This is a genomic window from Nocardia sienata NBRC 100364 (assembly GCF_001613205.1).
In the GTDB taxonomy this organism is placed as follows: domain Bacteria; phylum Actinomycetota; class Actinomycetes; order Mycobacteriales; family Mycobacteriaceae; genus Nocardia; species Nocardia sienata.
The window spans coordinates 136,051-153,719 of record NZ_BDBX01000021.1 but is presented as its reverse complement, the minus strand read 5'-3'; the positions used below and the strand labels follow the sequence as shown (position 1 = coordinate 153,719).

The following is a 17,669-nucleotide window of genomic DNA, read 5'->3' as shown; positions in this document are numbered from 1 at the left end:
ACAGCGGTGGACCGGCTCACCGCCGGCTACCGTCGGTTCTTCGGTCCGGGCAGGTTCGCCGGCGGTTGCTCGGACGACGGTGTGCAGGCGGCGGCGATGGCCGCGGTGTCCCAGTAGAACGGGTGTACTTCGGTGATCAGTCCGTCGAGCACGACGATGGTCTGCAGGATGGGGAAATCCAGTGCGCGGCCGGTGGCGCGGGACCGGGCGTGCACATGGGTGCGGACCACGAGCGGGCCCGAGTCGGACAGCATTGTCTGCTCGGCCATATCGAAGCGGTCCCAGGTGGTGCTCATGGCGAGGAAGAATCGCTCCATACCGGCATGGCCACGCCAGATGCCACCGTAGGGCAGACCGTCGGCCTGGTGGAGTTCGACGTCCGGGGCGAAGAACGGCGCGAGCGTGGCGAACGAGGCACGGCCCGGTCCACCGGCGGCGAGGTATTCGGCTTCGGCGCGATACATGCCTTCGAGGACGAGCCGGGCCGACGGTGCGGAAGTTGCGGTCATGGGACCACTCTGGGAGCCCGACGGGCGGCCTGCTGGCGGTATTCGGACAGCGCGTTCGGTGCGGATCCCGAACGTGGGCTTGTCAGGTCCGGGTGGCGGCGACCGCGCCGGCCAACCGGCCGCCTTTCGACCCCGGCGCCGCACCGGGATTACTCTCCTCCGGCCGGACCGGCGAACTACTGGTGTGACGGCTCGGACCCGATCACGCCGGGCGCGGGGTCGTCCGCGAAACGGGCGATCGCGGCGAGCACCGCGGTGCGCAGGGCGGGGCTGCCGGTGTGCCCTGAGTCGTCGATGATCTGCAGTTCGGCGTCGGGCCAGGCGCGGGAGAGTTCCCAGGCGGTGCGTAGGGGCGCGGACAGGTCGAGACGGCCGTGGATCAGCACACCCGGGATGCCCGCGAGCCGATGGGCCTCACGTAGCAGGCTGCCGTCCTCGAGCCAGGCGGCGTGGGCGAAATAGTGGGTGCAGATCCGGACGAAGGCCAGCCGCGCCGCATCGGGTCTCGCGCTGTACTGGCCGGGCGTACCGAGATTTTCGTGCGCGATCACCGCGTCCTCCCACGCGCACCACCGCTGGGCCGCCACCGCACGGACCTCGGGGTCCGGATCTTCTATCAGCCGCCGATAGCCTTCGACCAGCTCTTCGTCCCGGATGCCGGCCGGGGCGCCGTCGCGGAACCGCTCCCATTCGACCGGCAGCAGCAGCCGCAGGCCGTGGTAGAGCCAGTCGATCTCCTGGGGACGGGTCGTCGTCACCCCGACCAGCACGATCGCGGTGACCCGTTCGGGATGGCGTTCGGCATAGGCGAGAATCAGCGTCGAACCCCATGAGCCGCCGTAGAGCAGCCATCGGTCGATACCCAGGTGTTCGCGCAGCGCTTCCATATCAGCGAGCAGATGCTCGGTGGTGTTGTGCCGCATATCGACCGCCGGGTCCGCGGCGTGCGGCAGGCTCGCGCCGCAGCCACGCTGATCGAACCGCACGACGCGGAAGACCTCCGGGTCGAACCCGGTGCGCGCGCTGCGGTGGCCGCCGCTGCCGGGACCGCCGTGGACCACCAGCGCGGGGCGACCTTGCGGGTTGCCGCCGGCCTCCCAGTAAATTCGGTTGCCGTCGCCCACGTCGAGCAGACCCGAGTCGTAGGGTTCGATCGGGGGAAACTGTTGCGGATTTCCGGAAGTAGCCACGCGGAGGAACGGTAGTGGGCCGCTGGCCCGTTCCCACGCGGTGGACAGTGACGCAGGGCTGCCCGGCGCTCCCGGCTGTGGAAACGGAAGGCCGGTCGATATCTCGCCGATGACCCCGGCCACCCGGTTCTCCGGGTGCCCGGGCGTATCACCTCGGGACGGTAGGGGCGGACGTACCGGCCTTCGGGCCGCCTTTCAACCACAGCGCCGCGCCGGGTTTGCCCGCCTCCCGCCGGATCTGCCAGAGCGTGGCTTTGCAGATGGTTTCCTTCACCGCCGCGGCCACCCGGCCGGACAGGAAAGCATTCACCGGTGTGTCGTCGCGGCGGGCCACCTGGATGAGCGCCCCGCGACGGCCCAGAGCGACGGCCGATCCGGCGAACCCCTGATCGATCGGGGCGGCGATATCGCCGGCCAGCCGGCTCAGCACGGTATCGGCGGCCTGGGCGCCCAGCGGGATCGCGGCCTGACAGCTCATCCGCAGCGGCTGCCCGGTGGGCGCCGCGGCGTCCCCGGCGGCGATCACCCGGTCGTCGTCCACGCTGGTGAGAGTTTCGTCGGTGCACAGCCGGCCCAGCGCGTCGGTGGTCAGGCCGCTGGCGCGGGCCAGATCGGGCACCCCGAAGCCCACGGTCCAGATGGTCACCGCGCTGGGCAGTACCGTGCCGTCGCCGAGGACGACGGCGTTGCGGCGGACCTCGACGACGAGCGCGGTGTCGAAGACCTCCACATTCAGCCGGCGTAGCCGGGCGGCCGCCGCGCGGCGGCCCGGTGCGCTGAGAGTGGGCCCCAGTACGCCGCCGCCGATCAACCGCACCGTCCGGCCCCGCTCGGCGAGTTCGGCGGCGATCTCCAACCCGGTCAGCCCGGCACCGACGACTGTGACCGGTGCATCCGCGGCGACCCGGGCGAGTGCCGCGCGCAGCCGCTGGGCTTCTTCGAGCTCTGCCACGGAGCAGGCGAATTCGGCCGCGCCGGGAACCGCCGAGCCCGGTGCGGCGGTGCTGCCGACGGCGTAGACGAGGTAGTCGTAGGTCAGTACCGCGCCGGCGGCCGTGTGGATCGTGCGGGTACCGGTGTCGATCCGTGTCGCGGTGTCGACGAGCAGGCGGATCCCGTTGCCGAGCAGGGAGTGGTAGCCGGTGGTCGCCGTACCCGTACCGGCGGCGAGCTGATGCAACCGGATGCGTTCGACGAAATCCGGACGCGGATTCACCAGGGTGATCTCGAGGTCCGGCCGCCGGCGCAGCCGGTTGACGGCCAGGGTTCCGGCGTATCCGCCGCCGATCACGACCACATGGGTGCGCTGCTGAGGCATGGTGGCTCCGTTCTCTGGATTCCTACTACTGGAGACGAGAGCGGGCCGGGGTGCGTGACGCGGTGTGAGCGCCGTCTCGGCCGGTGCACGCGGACTCCGTGGCTGCGGGTTCCGCGGTGAGATCTCGAGGATCTGCCGTATGTCGGTGCCCGTTGCTACTTTTCGCGTCGAAGCGCAACGACGACGAGCGGGATCAGTATGACCACGGCAACCACGACCTATCTCGAACTGTCGGAGGAAGGAGGGTCGGCGCACAAGTTCTACGAGGTCGCGGTGGACGGCACCCGGGTGACGATCCGATACGGGCGGATCGGTGACCAGGGGCAGAGCAAGGTCAGCTCTTTCGCCGACGCGCGCAAGGCGCAGGCGGCGGCCCAGAAGAAGATCGGCGAGAAGGTCCGTAAGGGCTATGCTCCCGCCGTCCCGGGCGCGCGGGCGGCGCGGCCGGTCACCCGCCGCGCGATCACCAGCGGGCGTTCCACCGCCCGGACCGCGCCGGTGCTGTGGACCTTCGATTCGGGGGCCGCGGCGTTCGGTATCTTCATCGACTCCGAGCGCTGCTGGGTGGGCAACGAGAACGGCGACGTCTTCACGCTCACCCCGGCAGGTGCGGTGACCGGTCGCTTCCGCCTGCCCGATGCGGTCAAATGCATTGTCGCCGACGACTTCTGGATCTACGCAGGCTGCGACGACGGCCGGGTCTACGATCTGTCGGGCAAGGTGCCGCGGGCGGCCTACGATATCGCCGCCGACGTCGATATCTACTGGCTCGATATCCACGACGGCATTCTCGGGGTCTCCGATGTGCAGGGCGGCCTCACCGTGATCGACCACGAAGAGGAATCGCTGTGGTCGCGGCGCAGCGACGGCGATTCGGGTTGGATGGTGCGCATCGACGCGGACGGGGTGTACCACGGGCATTCGGGTGGGGTCACCAAATACGATCTGAGCTCCGGAAACCACCAGTGGCACCGCGGCACCGGCGGCGCGGTGCTGTTCGGCTGGCAAGAAGCCGAGGCGGTGTATGCCGGTACCGCGCGCAACCAGGTGCGCATGCTGGACAAGGCCGGCCGTGCCGACCGGGCGTTCCAGTGCGATGCCGCGGTGTACTCGTGCGCGGCCTCGCCGGACGGGCGCTATGTCTTCGCCGGTGACAACTATTCGTCGGTGTACTGCTTCGACGCCGACGGCCGCCGGCTCTGGAAACTCGGTACCGGCTGCGGTTCGGCGTATTCGATGCAGTACCACGACGACCGGCTGTATCTCGTCACCACCGCCGGCACCCTGGCCTGCCTCGATGTGAGCGAAACCGCGGTCCGCGACGCCGAACAGGGTGTGCTGCCGCAGACCGTCTCGGTGAAGGCGCCGCCGCTGACCGCCGTGGTGCCCAGCAGCACCGTGGAGGTGGCCACCGAAGCCGATGGCGGCGTGGTCGTCGAATGTATCGATGTGGGTGGGCGCCTGCGCGTCCATATCGTCTCGCCGGGCTACCGGCGGGAATGGAATGTGCAGTTCCCCCGGGATATCCGGCAGGCCGGCACCCGCTACGTGGTGGACGGGGTGGCCGAATCGGCGCGCGGCGGCTTCTACCGGGTGCGCGGCGACATCCGCCGGCTGACCTGATCAAGCACCGCGGAAAACGATCTCGCCGTCGTCGAAAGCGTGTCGGGCACTGATGAATTCGGACATATGTTCCCGGGACCACCGCGGACGGCACCGTGCGGCAGGCGACCGCGGAGCTCACGCACGCGCGGTATGCCCGGGCAGTGGCCGACCAGATCGGCCCGCGGGCCATCGAAGGACCGGCGACGGCCGGCCGCCGCCCCGCGACCGGGTGGGCCGGTGCCCGCGGGGATGGATGGGTGGTCGGGCCGCTCCGTGATCCGAGGGGGGATGACGGAGCGGGCCGGGGCGGCGCGGTGCGATGCGCGACCACCGGCGAATCACGGTGAGTGAAAGGCTGCCCGAGGCCCCGGCCTGCGCCTTATCGTCGGACGGTGGTATCGCGCAGCAGACCTCGACGGCATCTCAAAACGGTCACCGGAGTCAGTGGCGGTACCGATATCTACGCGGCGGCGGTGGACCCGGGCCGGTCGACACTCGACACCGCGATCACCGTGGCCGAGGTCGCCGAGGAGTACAGGTTCGACGCGCTCTTCGCGGCCGATCTGCTCGGCTTCGGCGCGCAGAGGGCGATCGGCGCGCAGGAGCCGCTGATCTACCTCTCGGCGTTGAGTTCGGTGACGAAGCAGATCGGGCTGATCGCCACGGTCACCACCACCTTCCACCACCCCTACAACCTGGCCCGCCTGTTCGGCACCCTCGATCATGTGAGCAACGGCCGGTCCGCCTGGAACGCCGTCACCTCGTCGCTGGGCGAGGAGAACTACAGCGATCAGGAGTTGCCCGGTCCGGAACAGCGTTATGCGCGTGCCGCGGAATCGCTGGAAGTGGTGCACGCCCTCTTCGACTCGTGGGGGCGGGGCGCACTCACCCCGGACGGCCGCGGTGGTGCCGTACTCGATCCGGCCCGGGTGCACCCGATCGACTACCGGGGCGAGTACTTCACCGTGCGCGGTCCACTGAACATCCCGCCGCTACCGCAGCGGCGCCCGGTGCAGTTCCAGGCCGGCCAGTCGGCGGGCGGGATCGAACTCGGTGCCCGCTTCGCCGAGGCCGTGTTCACTTCGCTCACCACACTCGACGACGCCCGCGTGTACACCGGCAAGATCCGGGCCCGGGCCCGCGAACTGGGTCGGCCGGCGGGGCTGCCGTATATTTTCAGCTCCTTTCACGCCACCTATGGCGCGACCGAAGCCGAGGCCGCGCGGCTGGTCCGGGAGCAGGAGGAGTCGTTCGATTTCGAAGCCGGCCGCGCGCTGCTCGCGGATATGCTCGGCGGCGGGGTCGACCTCTCCGATCTCCCGCTGGACCGGCCGCTCCCGGAAAGCGTTCTCCCTGAGCCAAATTCGGTGCATCGACGGCGTGGACGGGTGGAGATCTTCGCGCGCCTCGCCGGTTCCGGGCGCACCCTGCGTGAGCTGATACTGGAAGCGCGGCACACCGGCCACTGGTCGGCGGCGGGTACGCCGGAGCAGTTGGCCGATGCCATCGAAGAAAGGTATCGGGCGGGAGTGCTCGACATCATCTCATTGGGTGGCCTCGACGATCCCCGCACCCGGGATTTCGTCACAGGCGGTCTGCTACCGGAACTACGCCGCCGCGATATCGTCGGCTCCGACTACCTCGGCGCCACCCTGAGGGCGAACCTGGAACTGCCGCCGCTCCCCGAGGCCGATACCGAGCGCGTGGCGGTGTAGCCCCTCTGAAGTATTTGAGCCGCAACGTGGCTTGGCGGTCGGCGGCCTGGCCCGCGCCGGTCGGATATACCGGACCGTGCCGTGGCCTGCCAGGTGGCCGCTCAGAAATACCGGACCGCGACATAAGCCCAGGCCAGGACGCAGCTGAGCGCCGTTACCACGATGCCGTACCTGGTGAACTGCCAGAAGGTGATCCGGTGCCCGGCCCGGCGCGCGATATCGAGAGCCACCACATTGGCGCTCGCGGCGACCGCCGTGCCGTTCCCGCTGAAATCCGCGCCGAAGGCGAACGCCCACCACAGCGCGCGGCTCTGCCCGTGATCGGGAGTCTGTTCGACCAGCCCCTCGACCACCGGCGCCATGGTGGTCGTATAGGGGATGTTGTCGATGAACGCGGCCACGACAGCTGAGCCGAAAACCAGTACTGCCGAGGCGAAGAGCGGATTATCGCCGAACGCGGCGACGGCGGCGTCGCCGAGGAGCTCGATCACGCCGGTGTGCACGAGACCGGCGACCATGACGAACAGGCCCATGAAGAAGACCAGGGTGCTCCATTCGACTTCGCGCAGGATCTCGCCGATATCGAGCCGGGAGATCAGCACCATGGCGCCCGCGCCGAGCAACGCGATGATCGACGGCGCCACGTGCAGCACCGAATGCAGGCCGAAACCCACCACTACCCCGGCCAGTACGAGCAGCGCCCGGGTGAGCAGGCGCGGATCGGTGATGGCCCGGCGTTCCTGCAGGGCCGCCACCGTCTCGATGTGCTCGGAGCGGTGACGCAGATGCGCGCGGAACAGCCAGCGGGTGAACAGCACGAACAGCGCGAAGATCACGGCCACGGCCGGGGCCATGTGCAGCAGGAAATCGTTGAAGGTCAGGCCCGCGCGGCTACCGATGATGATGTTGGGCGGATCGCCGACCAGGGTGGCCGCGCCGCCGATATTGGCGGCGAGCACCTCGGCGATGAGGAACGGTTGCGCGGCGAAACCCAGCCGTCCGCACACCACGATGGTGACCGGCGCGACGAGCATGATGATGGTGACATTGTCGAGGAGCGGCGAGGCGACCGCGGTGATGATCATCAGCATCACCATCAGCCGGAACGGACTGCCGCGGGAGCGTTTCGCGGCCCAGATGGCGAGGAAGTCGAACAGCCCGGTCTGTTTGATGACGCCGACGATGACCATCATGCCGAGCAGCAGGAAGATCACATTCCAGTCGATGCCGACGTGGGCGTTGTAGAAGACCTCCTCGCCGGGTATCAGACCGAGCACGGTCATCAGCCCCGCGGCGACCAGGACAACCTTCACCTTGTCCGCGCGTTCGGTGGCGATGAACCAGAACGCCCCGACGAATACGACGACCGCCAGGATCTGGTTCATGGGCGCGCGCCTCCCCTCGGCCCGGCGGATCAGTCATCGGGCCCGGCGACGGCCAGGCTGATCAGTAGTCGTTCGAGGGTTATGCCGCCGACCAGGGTGCGCGTGCGATCCACCACGGCGACCAGGGGGCTGTGCCGTTGCGCCATGAGGGCGGCGATCTCCAGCAGGGTGGCGTCGCGGCGTACCACGGCCGGGCGCGGCGCGTGTTCGGGCAGGCAGTCGCTCACGGTGAGATCGCCCAGTTCACGCCAGAACGCTCCGGCGTGCACTTCGTCGATGGTGCGCACCAGCGCGGGGTCGTTCTGGTAGGAGGTGGGGATGGCCAGCCGCAGGACCTGGGTGCCGGGCAGGACCGCCACGGGTCGACCGGCGTCGTCGGCCACGATGAGGCCGGGTAGCCGGTTGACCACCATCAACCGCATGGCCTTGGCGACGGGGTCGCCGGTGCGGACGGTCGGCAGCTGGACCGCGATCTCGTGTGCTTGCATCGGATGGTCCCGTCGCGCGTGCGGGGAAAGGGTTGTCATGGCCGGTTCCTGTCGCCGGTGAACTGGTCCATCAGCCGTTCCAGCCGGGCCACCCGGTCGGGCAGGGGTCTGCTGTGCAGCAGTTCGGCGAGCTGATCGGCTTCGTCGGGGCCCAGCGCGATGGAGTGGACGGGTTCGTCGCGGGCGGTGTGGTAGACGTGGAGGCATTTCTCGCCGTCGGTGCCGGTGACCAGGGCGAAGCGATCACCGCCGCGGGTCAGCAGATGGTGCACGGTGCCCTGGCCCGGTATGGTGCCGCGGTCGATGTCCACGTCGAACGCTCCTCCCGCAGCCGGTTTTCTCGGTTCCCAGTTTCGGCGTCCGGCGATATCGGCGGCCATCGGTGCCGCTACCCATCTCCGGTGGCCGGGGTTGTGTAGCGAAGTGTCCGGAAGATGGGTGTCGCACCCCATGGACAGCCCGGGAACCGACCGCCACACTGAGGTCATGGACCGTCCGGCTACTGGAATCGGCCTGTTCCGGCACCACACCCGGACCCCGGTCGACGCGCTGTTCCGGCGGATCTTCCTCATCAACGGACTGGTCTTCACGCTCGGCACCCTGGTGCTGGCGGTCTCGCCGGCGACCGTGTCGTCGCGGGTGCGGCTGACCGAGATACCGGTGCTGGCGGTGGGGCTGGCGGTGATCCTGGCGGCCAACGCCTTCCTGCTGCGGACCAGCCTGGCTCCACTCGATCAGCTCGTCGTCTCCATGCGCCGGGTGGACCCGCTGCGGCGCAGCGGCCGGCTCGACGAGCGCGGCAACGGTGACCTGTCCCGGGTGATCGACTCATTCAACGCCATGGTCGACCGGCTCGAATCCGAACGGGCGGCTGCCAGTGCGTCCGCCCTGGCCGCGCAGGAGGGCGAGCGCCGGCGGATCGCGCGGGAACTGCACGACGAGATCGGCCAGAGCCTGACCGTGGCGCTGCTGTCGATGAAGCGGGCCGCCGACCGCGCTCCCGCCGACGTCGTCGACGTCCTGCACGGTGCCCAGGAGACCGTGCGCGCCTGCCTGGACGAGGTACGGGGGATCGCGCGGCGCTTGCGGCCCGATGTGCTGGACGATCTCGGCCTGTCCAGCGCCCTCAGCGCGCTGTGCAGCGAATTCGGCTCGACGGCCGGTATCGGTGTCACCCGCGACGTCGACCGGAAACTGCCACGGCTGGACCCCGATATCGAACTCGTCTGCTACCGGGTGGCCCAGGAGAGCCTGACCAATATCGCCCGGCACGCCGGCGCCCACCGGGTCGGGCTGAGCCTGCGTGTGCTCGGCGATTCGCTGGTGCTGCGGGTCTGCGACGACGGACGCGGCGGGGTGGCCGAGGACGGTGCCGGTATCCGCGGGATGCGCGAACGCGCGCTGCTGGTAGACGCCACCCTGGCCATCGAGTCGCCCCCGGGGCACGGCACCGAGATCTGTCTGCGGATTCCGCATCGAGGCGAAAGGAGCACGCCGTGACGAGCCCGGCGGTGGCCCGCGTCCTGCTCGCCGACGACCACGCGCTCGTCCGCTCCGGACTGCGATTGATCCTCGACGCCGAACCCGATCTCACGGTTGTCGCCGAGGCCGCCAACGGTTACGAGGCGGTGCAGCAGATCGGTCACGTCCCCGTCGACCTCGCGATCCTGGATATCGCCATGCCGCGGATGACCGGGATCCAGGCCGCTCGCGAAATCCACCGTGCCGCCCCACATGTGCGGATCCTCATGCTGTCGATGTACGACAACGAGCAGTACTTCTTCGAATCGTTACGGGTGGGGGCCTCCGGCTATGTACTGAAATCCGTGGCCGACCGTGATCTGCTCGAGGCCTGCCGGGCGACACTGCGCGGCGAGTCCTATCTGTATCCCGGCGCGGTGAACTCCCTGATCCGCGACTGGTTGCAGCAGGCCGACCGCGACGAGCCCCTGCCGAGCAGTCTGCTCACCCCGCGCGAGGAGGAGATCGTCAAACTGGTCGCGGAGGGGTATTCGTCGCGCGAGATCGCCGGTGACCTGGTCATCAGTGTGAAGACCGTGGACCGGCATCGGGCCAATATCCTGCAGAAGCTGGGGTTGCGCGATCGGCTGGCGCTGACCCGCTATGCCATCCGCGCCGGACTCATCGAGCCCTGAACACGATTCGCCGGTCACCCGGGTGGCTTCTGGTCTTCGTGCGCGCCACCCCAGGGCAGGAGAGCCGCACTGGCCGGCAGCGCCAGCGCCGCGACACCGATCGCCGCGCGCACGCCGATCACGGCCGCGAGTACGCCGCCGAGGGCGATGAACGCCGGCTGGACACATCTGGCGCTGATCGACCAGGCGGTGCCTACGCGCACCATATGGTCGTCGGCGGTGTGGTTCATGCGATAGGCGGCGAACACCGGATTGAACACTCCGGCGCAGAAGAGCAGCAGCGTCTCGGCGACGAGGATGACGGCGAGCCCGAATGGGCCGCGTCCGGCGAGCACGAGCAGTCCGGGCCAGCAGGTGCGCAGCGTGCCGGATCCGAGCAGGACAGCGTGTGCGCCGAACCGGGCGACGAGCCGCGGCGCGCACCACGATCCGAATAGTCCGCCGAGCCCCGGCACTCCGAGAGCCAGCCCGTACTGCCAGGGCGGAAAACCCAATTCGCGGAGCATGAGCAACGCCAGCAACGGCGAGATGAGCACGAGTGAACCGCCGAAGAGCATGGCGTTCCAGAACAGCCGGTGCAGGGTGGGGTGCGCGAAGAGGTAGGTCCAGCCGGCCCTGATCCCGGCTGTGGTGAGGCGACTACTTTTCCGTTGTGCGGGCGGCGTTTCGGGCGTGCGGAGCCGGCGGATGCCGAGCGCCGACACCAGATGCCCGAGCGAATCGACGATCAGCGTGGTCGTCGTCCCGAATACCGTGACCAGCAGTCCGCCGACCGGCCCGCCCAGCGTGGTCGCGGTCCAGAAGGTGGTCTCCAGCCGGCTGCCGGCGCGGACCCGGTGCTGCTGGGGGACAAAGGATTTGAGGTGGGCGTCGCGCGCGGCGTTGAAGACGACGGCGCACAGGGTCTGTACCGCCGCTGTCACGCACAGGTGCGCGTAGGTGAGCACGCCGAACCGGGCGGCGATCGGTACCGAGATCAGGGCAGCGCACGCCGTGATGCCCACTGCCGCCATGACGGGGCGTTTACGCCGGAACTCCAGGAACGGGCCGAGCGGAAGCACGATGGCTGCCGCGGCGACCCCGGCGTACGCCGCTATCAGCGATACCTGCAGATCGGAGGCGCCGACCAGCAGGATCGCCGCCAGCGGGAGCGCGCCCGCGCCGATGGCGCTGCCCAGTTGGCCGGCGGTGAACGCGCCCCAGAGCCGGTAGAAGTCGGGTGGGAGCCGCCCGGCGGTATCCGGCCGGGAGCCGGCGGGCCCCTCGGGCGGGTGGGCGCCGGTGCGCATCATCCGAGGGTGCCGCACGCGGACGGAGCGCAGTGTGGAACTTCCCGCCGATATCGCCTCGCCACCATGATCAGGGAGAGTGAACCGCCGAGCCGGAAACCGGCAGGGGGCGCAGGCGGTTCGGTAGCCGGGCCGCAGGGCTCACGCGAGGCGCTGTTCGGCGATCGGGGTATCGAGCGAAGTGCCGTTCAATTCGAGATAGAGCTGGCGTTCGGTCACCGACACGGTGGCCGTATTACGGCGTTCGAGGGCTGCCGCCGCGGCCTCGACGAAGGCACGGTCGAAGGAGACGAGCGGGATGTTCGCGGCGTGATGGATCCGTTTGCCGGTCAGCTGCGCCAGCACCTTGACGGGGTCGCGATGGGTGTACACCGCGACCCGCTCGGCGAGTTTGCTGCCGCGATGCACGCGGTCGGCATCGGGGGCGCCGATCTCTATCCACGCGGTGATCCGGCCGGTGAGATCGCGGACCAGGACCGCCGGCTCATCGGTGGACGATACGCCGCCGTCGCTGAAGGTGATGCCGTCGGTGTATTCGAGGCAGTAGGCCAGCAGGCGTGTGATCAGGAATTCCGTGGTTTCCGAGGGGTGCCGGGCCATCCGCAACTCCAGCTCCTGGTAGACGCCCCGGTCGATATCGGACAGGTGCAGGGTGACAGTGTGCAGAGTCGCGCCGGTAGCCATAGGACGGTCAGCCTAACGAACGCGGCCGGGCGAAGTCTCATGCCGATCTGCGTACGGCCCGAGCGGAGTCGGAGGTACGCGGAGAGCGCACGGCCGCGCGGAGACGGAGGTGTGGGCACAGGCGCCGGGAATGCCTCGGCCGCGGCAAGTGTTCTTGTGCAGTGTCACAAATACGCCGGGACCCGAACGTCTCGTGATGCGACGGTGTTGCAGCCCCGGGGTCGGCGAACCGGAAGGCCGGGAACGTGGCGTCTCGCGTGCACGGCCCGGTGCGTACGCGGCAGCAGCCCCGGCCGGCGGGCCGGGGCTACCGTCGTCGAGCGGATCCGTCGGGTCGGGATCAGCCGAGGCTGAAGGGCTGACCCCACACGCGGAACTCGGAAATGCCCTGCTCGGTGGTCGTCTCGACGCGCACGAAGGAGCGGGCCTGGGCGTAACCGGCGCAGCCGTTGAGACCGATGGTGGAATCCGACCAGGTCACCGAGCCGTTGGCGCCGGTGAACTTGATGGCGAAGGTATGGCCTTCGTCGCCGTAGACGTCCGGCTTCTCGATATCGAGCAGCAGGAACGAGGTGGCCTGGCCCGGGCCGAGGGTCAGGTTGGCACCGGAGCTGAGCTTGCCGCTGAGGTTCTCACCGGACTGGGTCAGATCGGCTCCGGCGTTGCCGGCACCACCGCTGATATCGACCTGGCAGCCCACGACGTATCCCGGGGTGATCTTGGTGCCCTTGTGCGGGCCGTGCACCTCGACCTGCGCGCTACCGGAGACCCACGCGTTGCGGTGCAGCGGGGTCGAACCCATGGACGGGTTGATCAGCGCCGACTCGTTGGCGATCCGGGCGGTGATGCTCAGGCCGTTGGGCAGGGTGTGGTTCAGCTCGGCACCCGGCAGCGGCACGAAGGTGTCGGCATTGGCCGCGCCGGTGGAGAACAGGCCGACCGCGGCCACGGACGCCGCCGCCAGGCTCGCGGCCCGTACGACACTTTTCTTGATGACAGACATGACAATTTCCCTCTCGGAAAAGAATTCCGTTCAGCGACGGATTTGATCGACCAGATACGACGTGCGTCAGCCGATGCTGAACGGAGCTCCGTACAGGGTGGTCTTCGAATAATGGTCGCCGATGATTTCGACGACGGCGTAGGAGCGGGCCTGCGCGTAACCGCCGCAGCCTTCGATCTGGATTTCGACATCTTTGTAGTCGACCCAGTACACGCCCGGCTTCGGAATATCGACGCCTTCGACATTGATGAACTTGACGTCGCCGGGGCCGAGTTTGATGCCGAGCGAGCCGCTGGCGCCCAGGCTGGTGGTGCTCACGCTGGCCCCTATGCCGGCCGAGATGGCGTTGTCGGCGATGCTGACCTGGCAGCCGACGATGTACCCGGCGCTGACCCTGGAGGCACCGTGGGTGGAGGAGTTGTTGGTGCCGGGGGCGTTGGTGGGGCCCTTCCAGGGGCCCGGGGTGCCCTCCGGGGTCTGGCTGACGTCGGCGAAGACCCGGCCGCTCAGCCAGGCGACCCGGCCGGCGCCGTTGGCCGACAGCGATGGAGAGATGAGCGCGCTCTCGTCGACACGGCTCAGTTTCACGCCGGGTCCGAGCTTTTCGCCGCCGGGAAGCGGCACAAAGGTGTCGGCATTCGCCATGCCTCCGGCGACGCCCAGTACCGCCGCCGTCATCGCCGCGGTGGCAGCAATCGACTTGATATTCATCGTGGTTCCCTCATGGTTTTGCGAATTGTCGCCGTATTTCGGCCGGACGGTGCCGTCCGGCGAAAAGGGCAGCAGTGATCCCCGGGCCTGTACGCGCACGCGCGTAGGCCACGGTTCGGGTGTATTACTGCGCAATCGCAGGTGAAATCCGGGGGTTACGGAGAACCCACCGGTGGTGTCGGATCGTCTTCCTGGGCGATCAGGTGACGAATGGCTGCATCATCTATCCCTCATCCTGTCCATCTTCTTGCAACCCGGCCGGATTCGGCCGGAAACTGTGCGGCGAGAGGGAGAGCAGGCGCACGGGCGTCAGCAGCGTCGGAGTCCACATCCCTCACACCTCTCGCTCGTGCGTCGTTGCGCCGGACGGATAAGCGCCCCGTTCGGGGCGAGATCCGCTCGCGGACACCGTGGGTGCGGTGTCGGCGCAGTCTGTTGCCAGCCCGTCTTCGGTTAGGTTAGCCTTCCCTCACTATAAAGCTTTGTTAACAACTTTTGTGAGCAATGACAGTGACCTAGGTCATACGGACCGGAAGGGACGATTCGATGCACAGAAGGTGTGACACCGCCTCATGACTGCCGGTTCGTCCTATGAATACCACACACATGTGGGTGTCCGCAGGTGGTCTGGATGGTTGCTGGGAGTAGTCGTCCTGGTAATCGCCTGCTTACTGAGCCTCGGGGTCGGGGTGGCCCATATTCCGATCACGGAAATCATTAGTGCACTGTGGGAGCCCGATGGCTCGCCCGATGACCTGGTCATCAGCGAATACCGCCTACCCCGTACGCTGCTCGGATTGCTCGCCGGTAGCGCGCTGGGGGTCGCGGGCTGTCTGATGCAGGGCCTGACCCGTAACCCGCTCGCCGATCCGGGTCTGCTCGGCATCAACGCGGGCGCTGCCTTCGCCATCGCGATCGCCGTCGCCTATCTGGGCGCCGACGGGATCGCCTCCTATGTCTGGTTCGGCTTCGCGGGCGCCGCTGTAGTGTCGGTGGCGGTGTATCGGCTGGGGACCGTCGGGCGCGGCGGGACCGATCCGATTCGGCTCACCCTGGCAGGGGTCGCGGTGACCGCCGTGCTGACCGGTGTCACCAAGGGGCTGATCCTGCTGAACTCGACCGCCTTCGACAAGATGCGGCAGTGGGATGCCGGTGCGCTGACCGGCCGCGGCTACGACGTTCTCGCCGGCGCCACGCCCTTCGTCGTGGCCGGGATGATCCTGGCCTTCGTCGCTTCCCGCTCGCTCAATGCCGTGGCGCTGGGCGACGATCTGGCCCGCGCGCTGGGCGTGCACGTGACCCGGACCCGCGCCTGTACCGCGCTCGCGCTGATCCTGCTCTGTGGTACCGCGACCGCGGCGGTCGGCCCGATCACCTTCGTGGGCCTGGCGGTGCCGCATATCGCGCGCTGGATCGTCGGCCCCGACCACCGCTGGATCGTCGCCTATTCCTTGGTTCTGGCGCCCGCGCTGGTGCTCTTCGCGGATGTGGTGGGCCGGATCGCCATCCCGCCCGACGAACTGTCCGCCGGTGTGGTGACCGCGTTCCTGGGCGCGCCGGTGCTGATCTGGCTGGCCCGCCGCTCGGAGATGAGGCAGTCGTGACCACTGTGGGCAAACCGCCGCGATTCGGCACCGCCACGACCATCGATTTCGGCCGGTCGGTGCGGGTGCTGCGTGTGCGCGGTGGGAGTACCCGTTTCGGCGTGCGTGGCCTCGTGGTGACGATCGTGCTGCTGGCCGCCGCCTGCGTGGTGGCGCTGCTGGCGCTGGGCACCGGCGATTTCGCGATTCCGCCGGACCGGGTGGTGCGTGCGCTGCTCGGTAACGGGGTGGGGGGCGACGAACTGGTCGTGCGGGAATGGCGGATGCCCCGGGTCCTCATGGCGCTGGTGCTCGGTGCGGCACTCGGGATCAGCGGCGCGATCCTGCAGTCGGTCACGCGGAATCCGCTGGGCAGCCCGGATATCGTCGGGTTCAACTCCGGCGCCTACACCGGTGCGCTGCTGGTGCTGCTGTCCGGTGGCGGCTACTACGCCACCGCGGCCGGTGCGCTGGGCGGTGGGCTGCTCACCGCGCTCGCGATCTTCCTGCTGGCCTTCCGGCAGAACGTCAAGGGTTTCCGGCTGATCATCGTCGGTATCGGGGTCGGCGCGATGCTGGCCGCGGTCAACACCTGGCTCATCCTGCGTGCCGACCTCGACGAGGCGATGTCGGCCGCCGCGTGGGGCGTCGGGACGCTGGACGGGCTCACCTGGGACGAAATCGTGCCGGCTCTGGTCGTACTGGCGATCCTGGCCGTTGTGGTGGTGCCCGCCGCCTACCGGTTGCAGGTGCTGGAGCTGGGGGACGACGCGGCGCAGGCACTCGGGATCCGGGCGGGTCGGGCCCGTCTGGTGCTGACCGTGCTCAGTGTCGCGTTCACCGCGGTCGGCACCGCGGTGGCCGGCCCGATCGCGTTCGTCGCGCTGGCCGCGCCGCAACTGGGCCGGCGCCTGGCGCGCACACCCACGACCGCCATCCTGCCGGCCGCGGCGATGGGGGCACTGCTGCTGGTGGTCTGCGACTGGATCTCACGCCGGGCGTTCGCGCCGACCACCCTGCCGGTCGGGGTGGTGACCGCGTCGATCGGTGGCGCCTATCTGGCCTATCTGCTGGTGGCCGAGGCTCGACGGAACTGAGGGAATCATGGTGGACGAAAAACTCGGGTACAGCGCCGCCGACGGGGCTGCCGCGCCCGCCAGGTTGCGCGCCGACCGGTTGCGCCTGGGCTACCGCAGCCGGGTCATCAGCGACGAACTGACCGTCGGCGTTCCCGACGGCACCTTCACCGTCATCATCGGCCCGAACGCCTGCGGGAAATCCACACTGCTGCGGGCACTGTCGCGGCTACTGGCGCCCGAATCCGGTGCGGTGCTGCTCGACGGGAAACAGATCGGCAGTTATCCGGCCAAAGAGGTCGCCCGGCGGATCGGACTGCTGCCGCAGACCTCGACCGCGCCGGAGGGGATCCGGGTCGCCGATCTGGTGGCCCGGGGCCGGTATCCGCATCAGTCGCTGATCCGGCAGTGGTCGCGGCGTGACGAGGAGGCCGTCGCCGCGGCCATGGCCGCGACCGGGGTGGCCGAACTGTCCGGGCGGCTGGTGGACGAATTGTCCGGCGGCCAGCGGCAGCGGGTCTGGATCGCGATGGTGCTCGCGCAGGAGACGCCGATCGTGCTGCTCGACGAACCGACGACTTTTCTCGATATCGCCCACCAGATCCAGCTGCTGGATCTGTGCCGCGAGTTGAACCGGGAGACCGGGCGGACGGTGGTCGCGGTCCTGCACGATCTCAATCACGCGTTCCGGTACGCCGATCATCTGATCGCCATGCGCGACGGGGCGGTGGTCGCGGCCGGAGCGCCGCGCGAGATCGTCACCGCCGAACTGGTGCAGCAGGTGTTCGACCTGGGCTGCCGGGTGATCGACGATCCCGAAACCGGGGCGCCGCTGGTGGTTCCGCTGGCGGGGAACGCGGTGCGCGCGGGCTGAATACGACAAATTGGACAGGTCCTATTTCCTGATAGATGTTTCGCTTCAATAAAGGTTAGGCTAACCTCAACTGTGGTTGCGTG

At 68.8% G+C, this 17,669-nt stretch carries 17 protein-coding genes; 7 read left to right on the top strand and 10 right to left on the bottom strand.

The genetic code is table 11. The features are described 5' to 3' along the window. Window positions 1-26: 26 nt before the first annotated feature. From NS4_RS13700 to NS4_RS13690, 3 genes are all read right to left on the bottom strand, one after another. A complete protein-coding gene (locus tag NS4_RS13700; RefSeq protein WP_063059888.1) occupies window positions 27-509 on the bottom strand; it encodes a nuclear transport factor 2 family protein in 483 nt (160 codons plus the stop codon). Between the two features lie 176 nt (window positions 510-685). Next, on the bottom strand, window positions 686-1,699 hold the full coding sequence (gene pip, locus NS4_RS13695) for a prolyl aminopeptidase (RefSeq protein WP_063059887.1): 1,014 nt from the start codon (window positions 1,697-1,699) through the stop codon (window positions 686-688). Window positions 1,700-1,847: 148 nt separating this feature from the next. Then, window positions 1,848-3,017, bottom strand: coding sequence for an NAD(P)/FAD-dependent oxidoreductase (locus NS4_RS13690; RefSeq protein ID WP_063059886.1), 1,170 nt, complete (start codon window positions 3,015-3,017; stop codon window positions 1,848-1,850). A gap of 198 nt (window positions 3,018-3,215) precedes the next feature. Between NS4_RS13690 and NS4_RS13685 the strand changes: the two genes are divergently transcribed. Beyond that, complete coding sequence (locus tag NS4_RS13685) at window positions 3,216-4,640, top strand: WGR domain-containing protein (RefSeq protein ID WP_063059885.1); 1,425 nt, start codon at window positions 3,216-3,218, stop codon at window positions 4,638-4,640. A 374-nt stretch (window positions 4,641-5,014) separates the two neighbouring features. Next, a complete protein-coding gene (locus tag NS4_RS13675; RefSeq protein ID WP_063059883.1) occupies window positions 5,015-6,337 on the top strand; it encodes an NtaA/DmoA family FMN-dependent monooxygenase in 1,323 nt (440 codons plus the stop codon). A 101-nt stretch (window positions 6,338-6,438) separates the two neighbouring features. On the opposite strand, the gene NS4_RS13670 is transcribed toward NS4_RS13675, so the two are convergent. Genes NS4_RS13670 through NS4_RS13660 form a run of 3 tightly spaced genes read right to left on the bottom strand, consistent with a single transcriptional unit; the run spans window position 6,439 to window position 8,521 of the window. Further along, entirely contained in the window at window positions 6,439-7,722 is a 1,284-nt protein-coding gene (locus NS4_RS13670; protein ID WP_063059882.1) for an ArsB/NhaD family transporter, read from the bottom strand. Window positions 7,723-7,751: 29 nt separating this feature from the next. Then, on the bottom strand, window positions 7,752-8,249 hold the full coding sequence (locus NS4_RS13665) for a CBS domain-containing protein (RefSeq protein ID WP_245665362.1): 498 nt from the start codon (window positions 8,247-8,249) through the stop codon (window positions 7,752-7,754). Beyond that, window positions 8,246-8,521: a cation:proton antiporter regulatory subunit gene (locus tag NS4_RS13660; RefSeq protein WP_063059985.1), complete on the bottom strand. Its 276-nt coding sequence runs from the start codon at window positions 8,519-8,521 to the stop codon at window positions 8,246-8,248. Before NS4_RS13660 ends, NS4_RS13665 begins: the two co-directional genes overlap by 4 nt. A 175-nt stretch (window positions 8,522-8,696) precedes the next feature. On the opposite strand from NS4_RS13660, the gene NS4_RS13655 reads away from it, so the two are divergent. Next, the gene (locus tag NS4_RS13655; RefSeq protein WP_063059984.1) at window positions 8,697-9,710 is read left to right on the top strand and encodes a sensor histidine kinase; all 1,014 of its coding nucleotides are present in this window, start codon (window positions 8,697-8,699) and stop codon (window positions 9,708-9,710) included. Beyond that, window positions 9,707-10,366: a response regulator gene (locus NS4_RS13650; protein WP_084487197.1), complete on the top strand. Its 660-nt coding sequence runs from the start codon at window positions 9,707-9,709 to the stop codon at window positions 10,364-10,366. The genes NS4_RS13655 and NS4_RS13650 overlap by 4 nt, the downstream gene beginning before the upstream one ends. Before the next feature lie 14 nt (window positions 10,367-10,380). On the opposite strand, the gene NS4_RS13645 is transcribed toward NS4_RS13650, so the two are convergent. The 4 genes from NS4_RS13645 to NS4_RS13630 form a co-directional block, all read right to left on the bottom strand. Further along, window positions 10,381-11,655, bottom strand: coding sequence for an MFS transporter (locus NS4_RS13645; RefSeq protein ID WP_063059982.1), 1,275 nt, complete (start codon window positions 11,653-11,655; stop codon window positions 10,381-10,383). 141 nt (window positions 11,656-11,796) lie between these two features. Then, the gene (locus tag NS4_RS13640; protein WP_063059880.1) at window positions 11,797-12,339 is read right to left on the bottom strand and encodes a YaeQ family protein; all 543 of its coding nucleotides are present in this window, start codon (window positions 12,337-12,339) and stop codon (window positions 11,797-11,799) included. Between the two features lie 340 nt (window positions 12,340-12,679). Continuing rightward, complete coding sequence (locus NS4_RS13635) at window positions 12,680-13,342, bottom strand: MspA family porin (RefSeq protein WP_063059879.1); 663 nt, start codon at window positions 13,340-13,342, stop codon at window positions 12,680-12,682. A 66-nt stretch (window positions 13,343-13,408) separates the two neighbouring features. After that, entirely contained in the window at window positions 13,409-14,053 is a 645-nt protein-coding gene (locus tag NS4_RS13630) for an MspA family porin (protein WP_063059981.1), read from the bottom strand. A 572-nt stretch (window positions 14,054-14,625) separates the two neighbouring features. Here NS4_RS13630 and NS4_RS13625 point away from each other — a divergent pair. The 3 genes from NS4_RS13625 to NS4_RS13615 are packed head-to-tail and all read left to right on the top strand — an operon-like array spanning window position 14,626 to window position 17,586. Further along, window positions 14,626-15,657, top strand: coding sequence for an iron chelate uptake ABC transporter family permease subunit (locus NS4_RS13625; RefSeq protein ID WP_063059878.1), 1,032 nt, complete (start codon window positions 14,626-14,628; stop codon window positions 15,655-15,657). Beyond that, window positions 15,654-16,733, top strand: coding sequence for a FecCD family ABC transporter permease (locus tag NS4_RS13620; RefSeq protein ID WP_084487196.1), 1,080 nt, complete (start codon window positions 15,654-15,656; stop codon window positions 16,731-16,733). The genes NS4_RS13625 and NS4_RS13620 overlap by 4 nt, the downstream gene beginning before the upstream one ends. A 7-nt stretch (window positions 16,734-16,740) precedes the next feature. Next, complete coding sequence (locus NS4_RS13615) at window positions 16,741-17,586, top strand: ABC transporter ATP-binding protein (protein WP_063059877.1); 846 nt, start codon at window positions 16,741-16,743, stop codon at window positions 17,584-17,586. The last annotated feature ends 83 nt before the right edge of the window (window positions 17,587-17,669 follow it).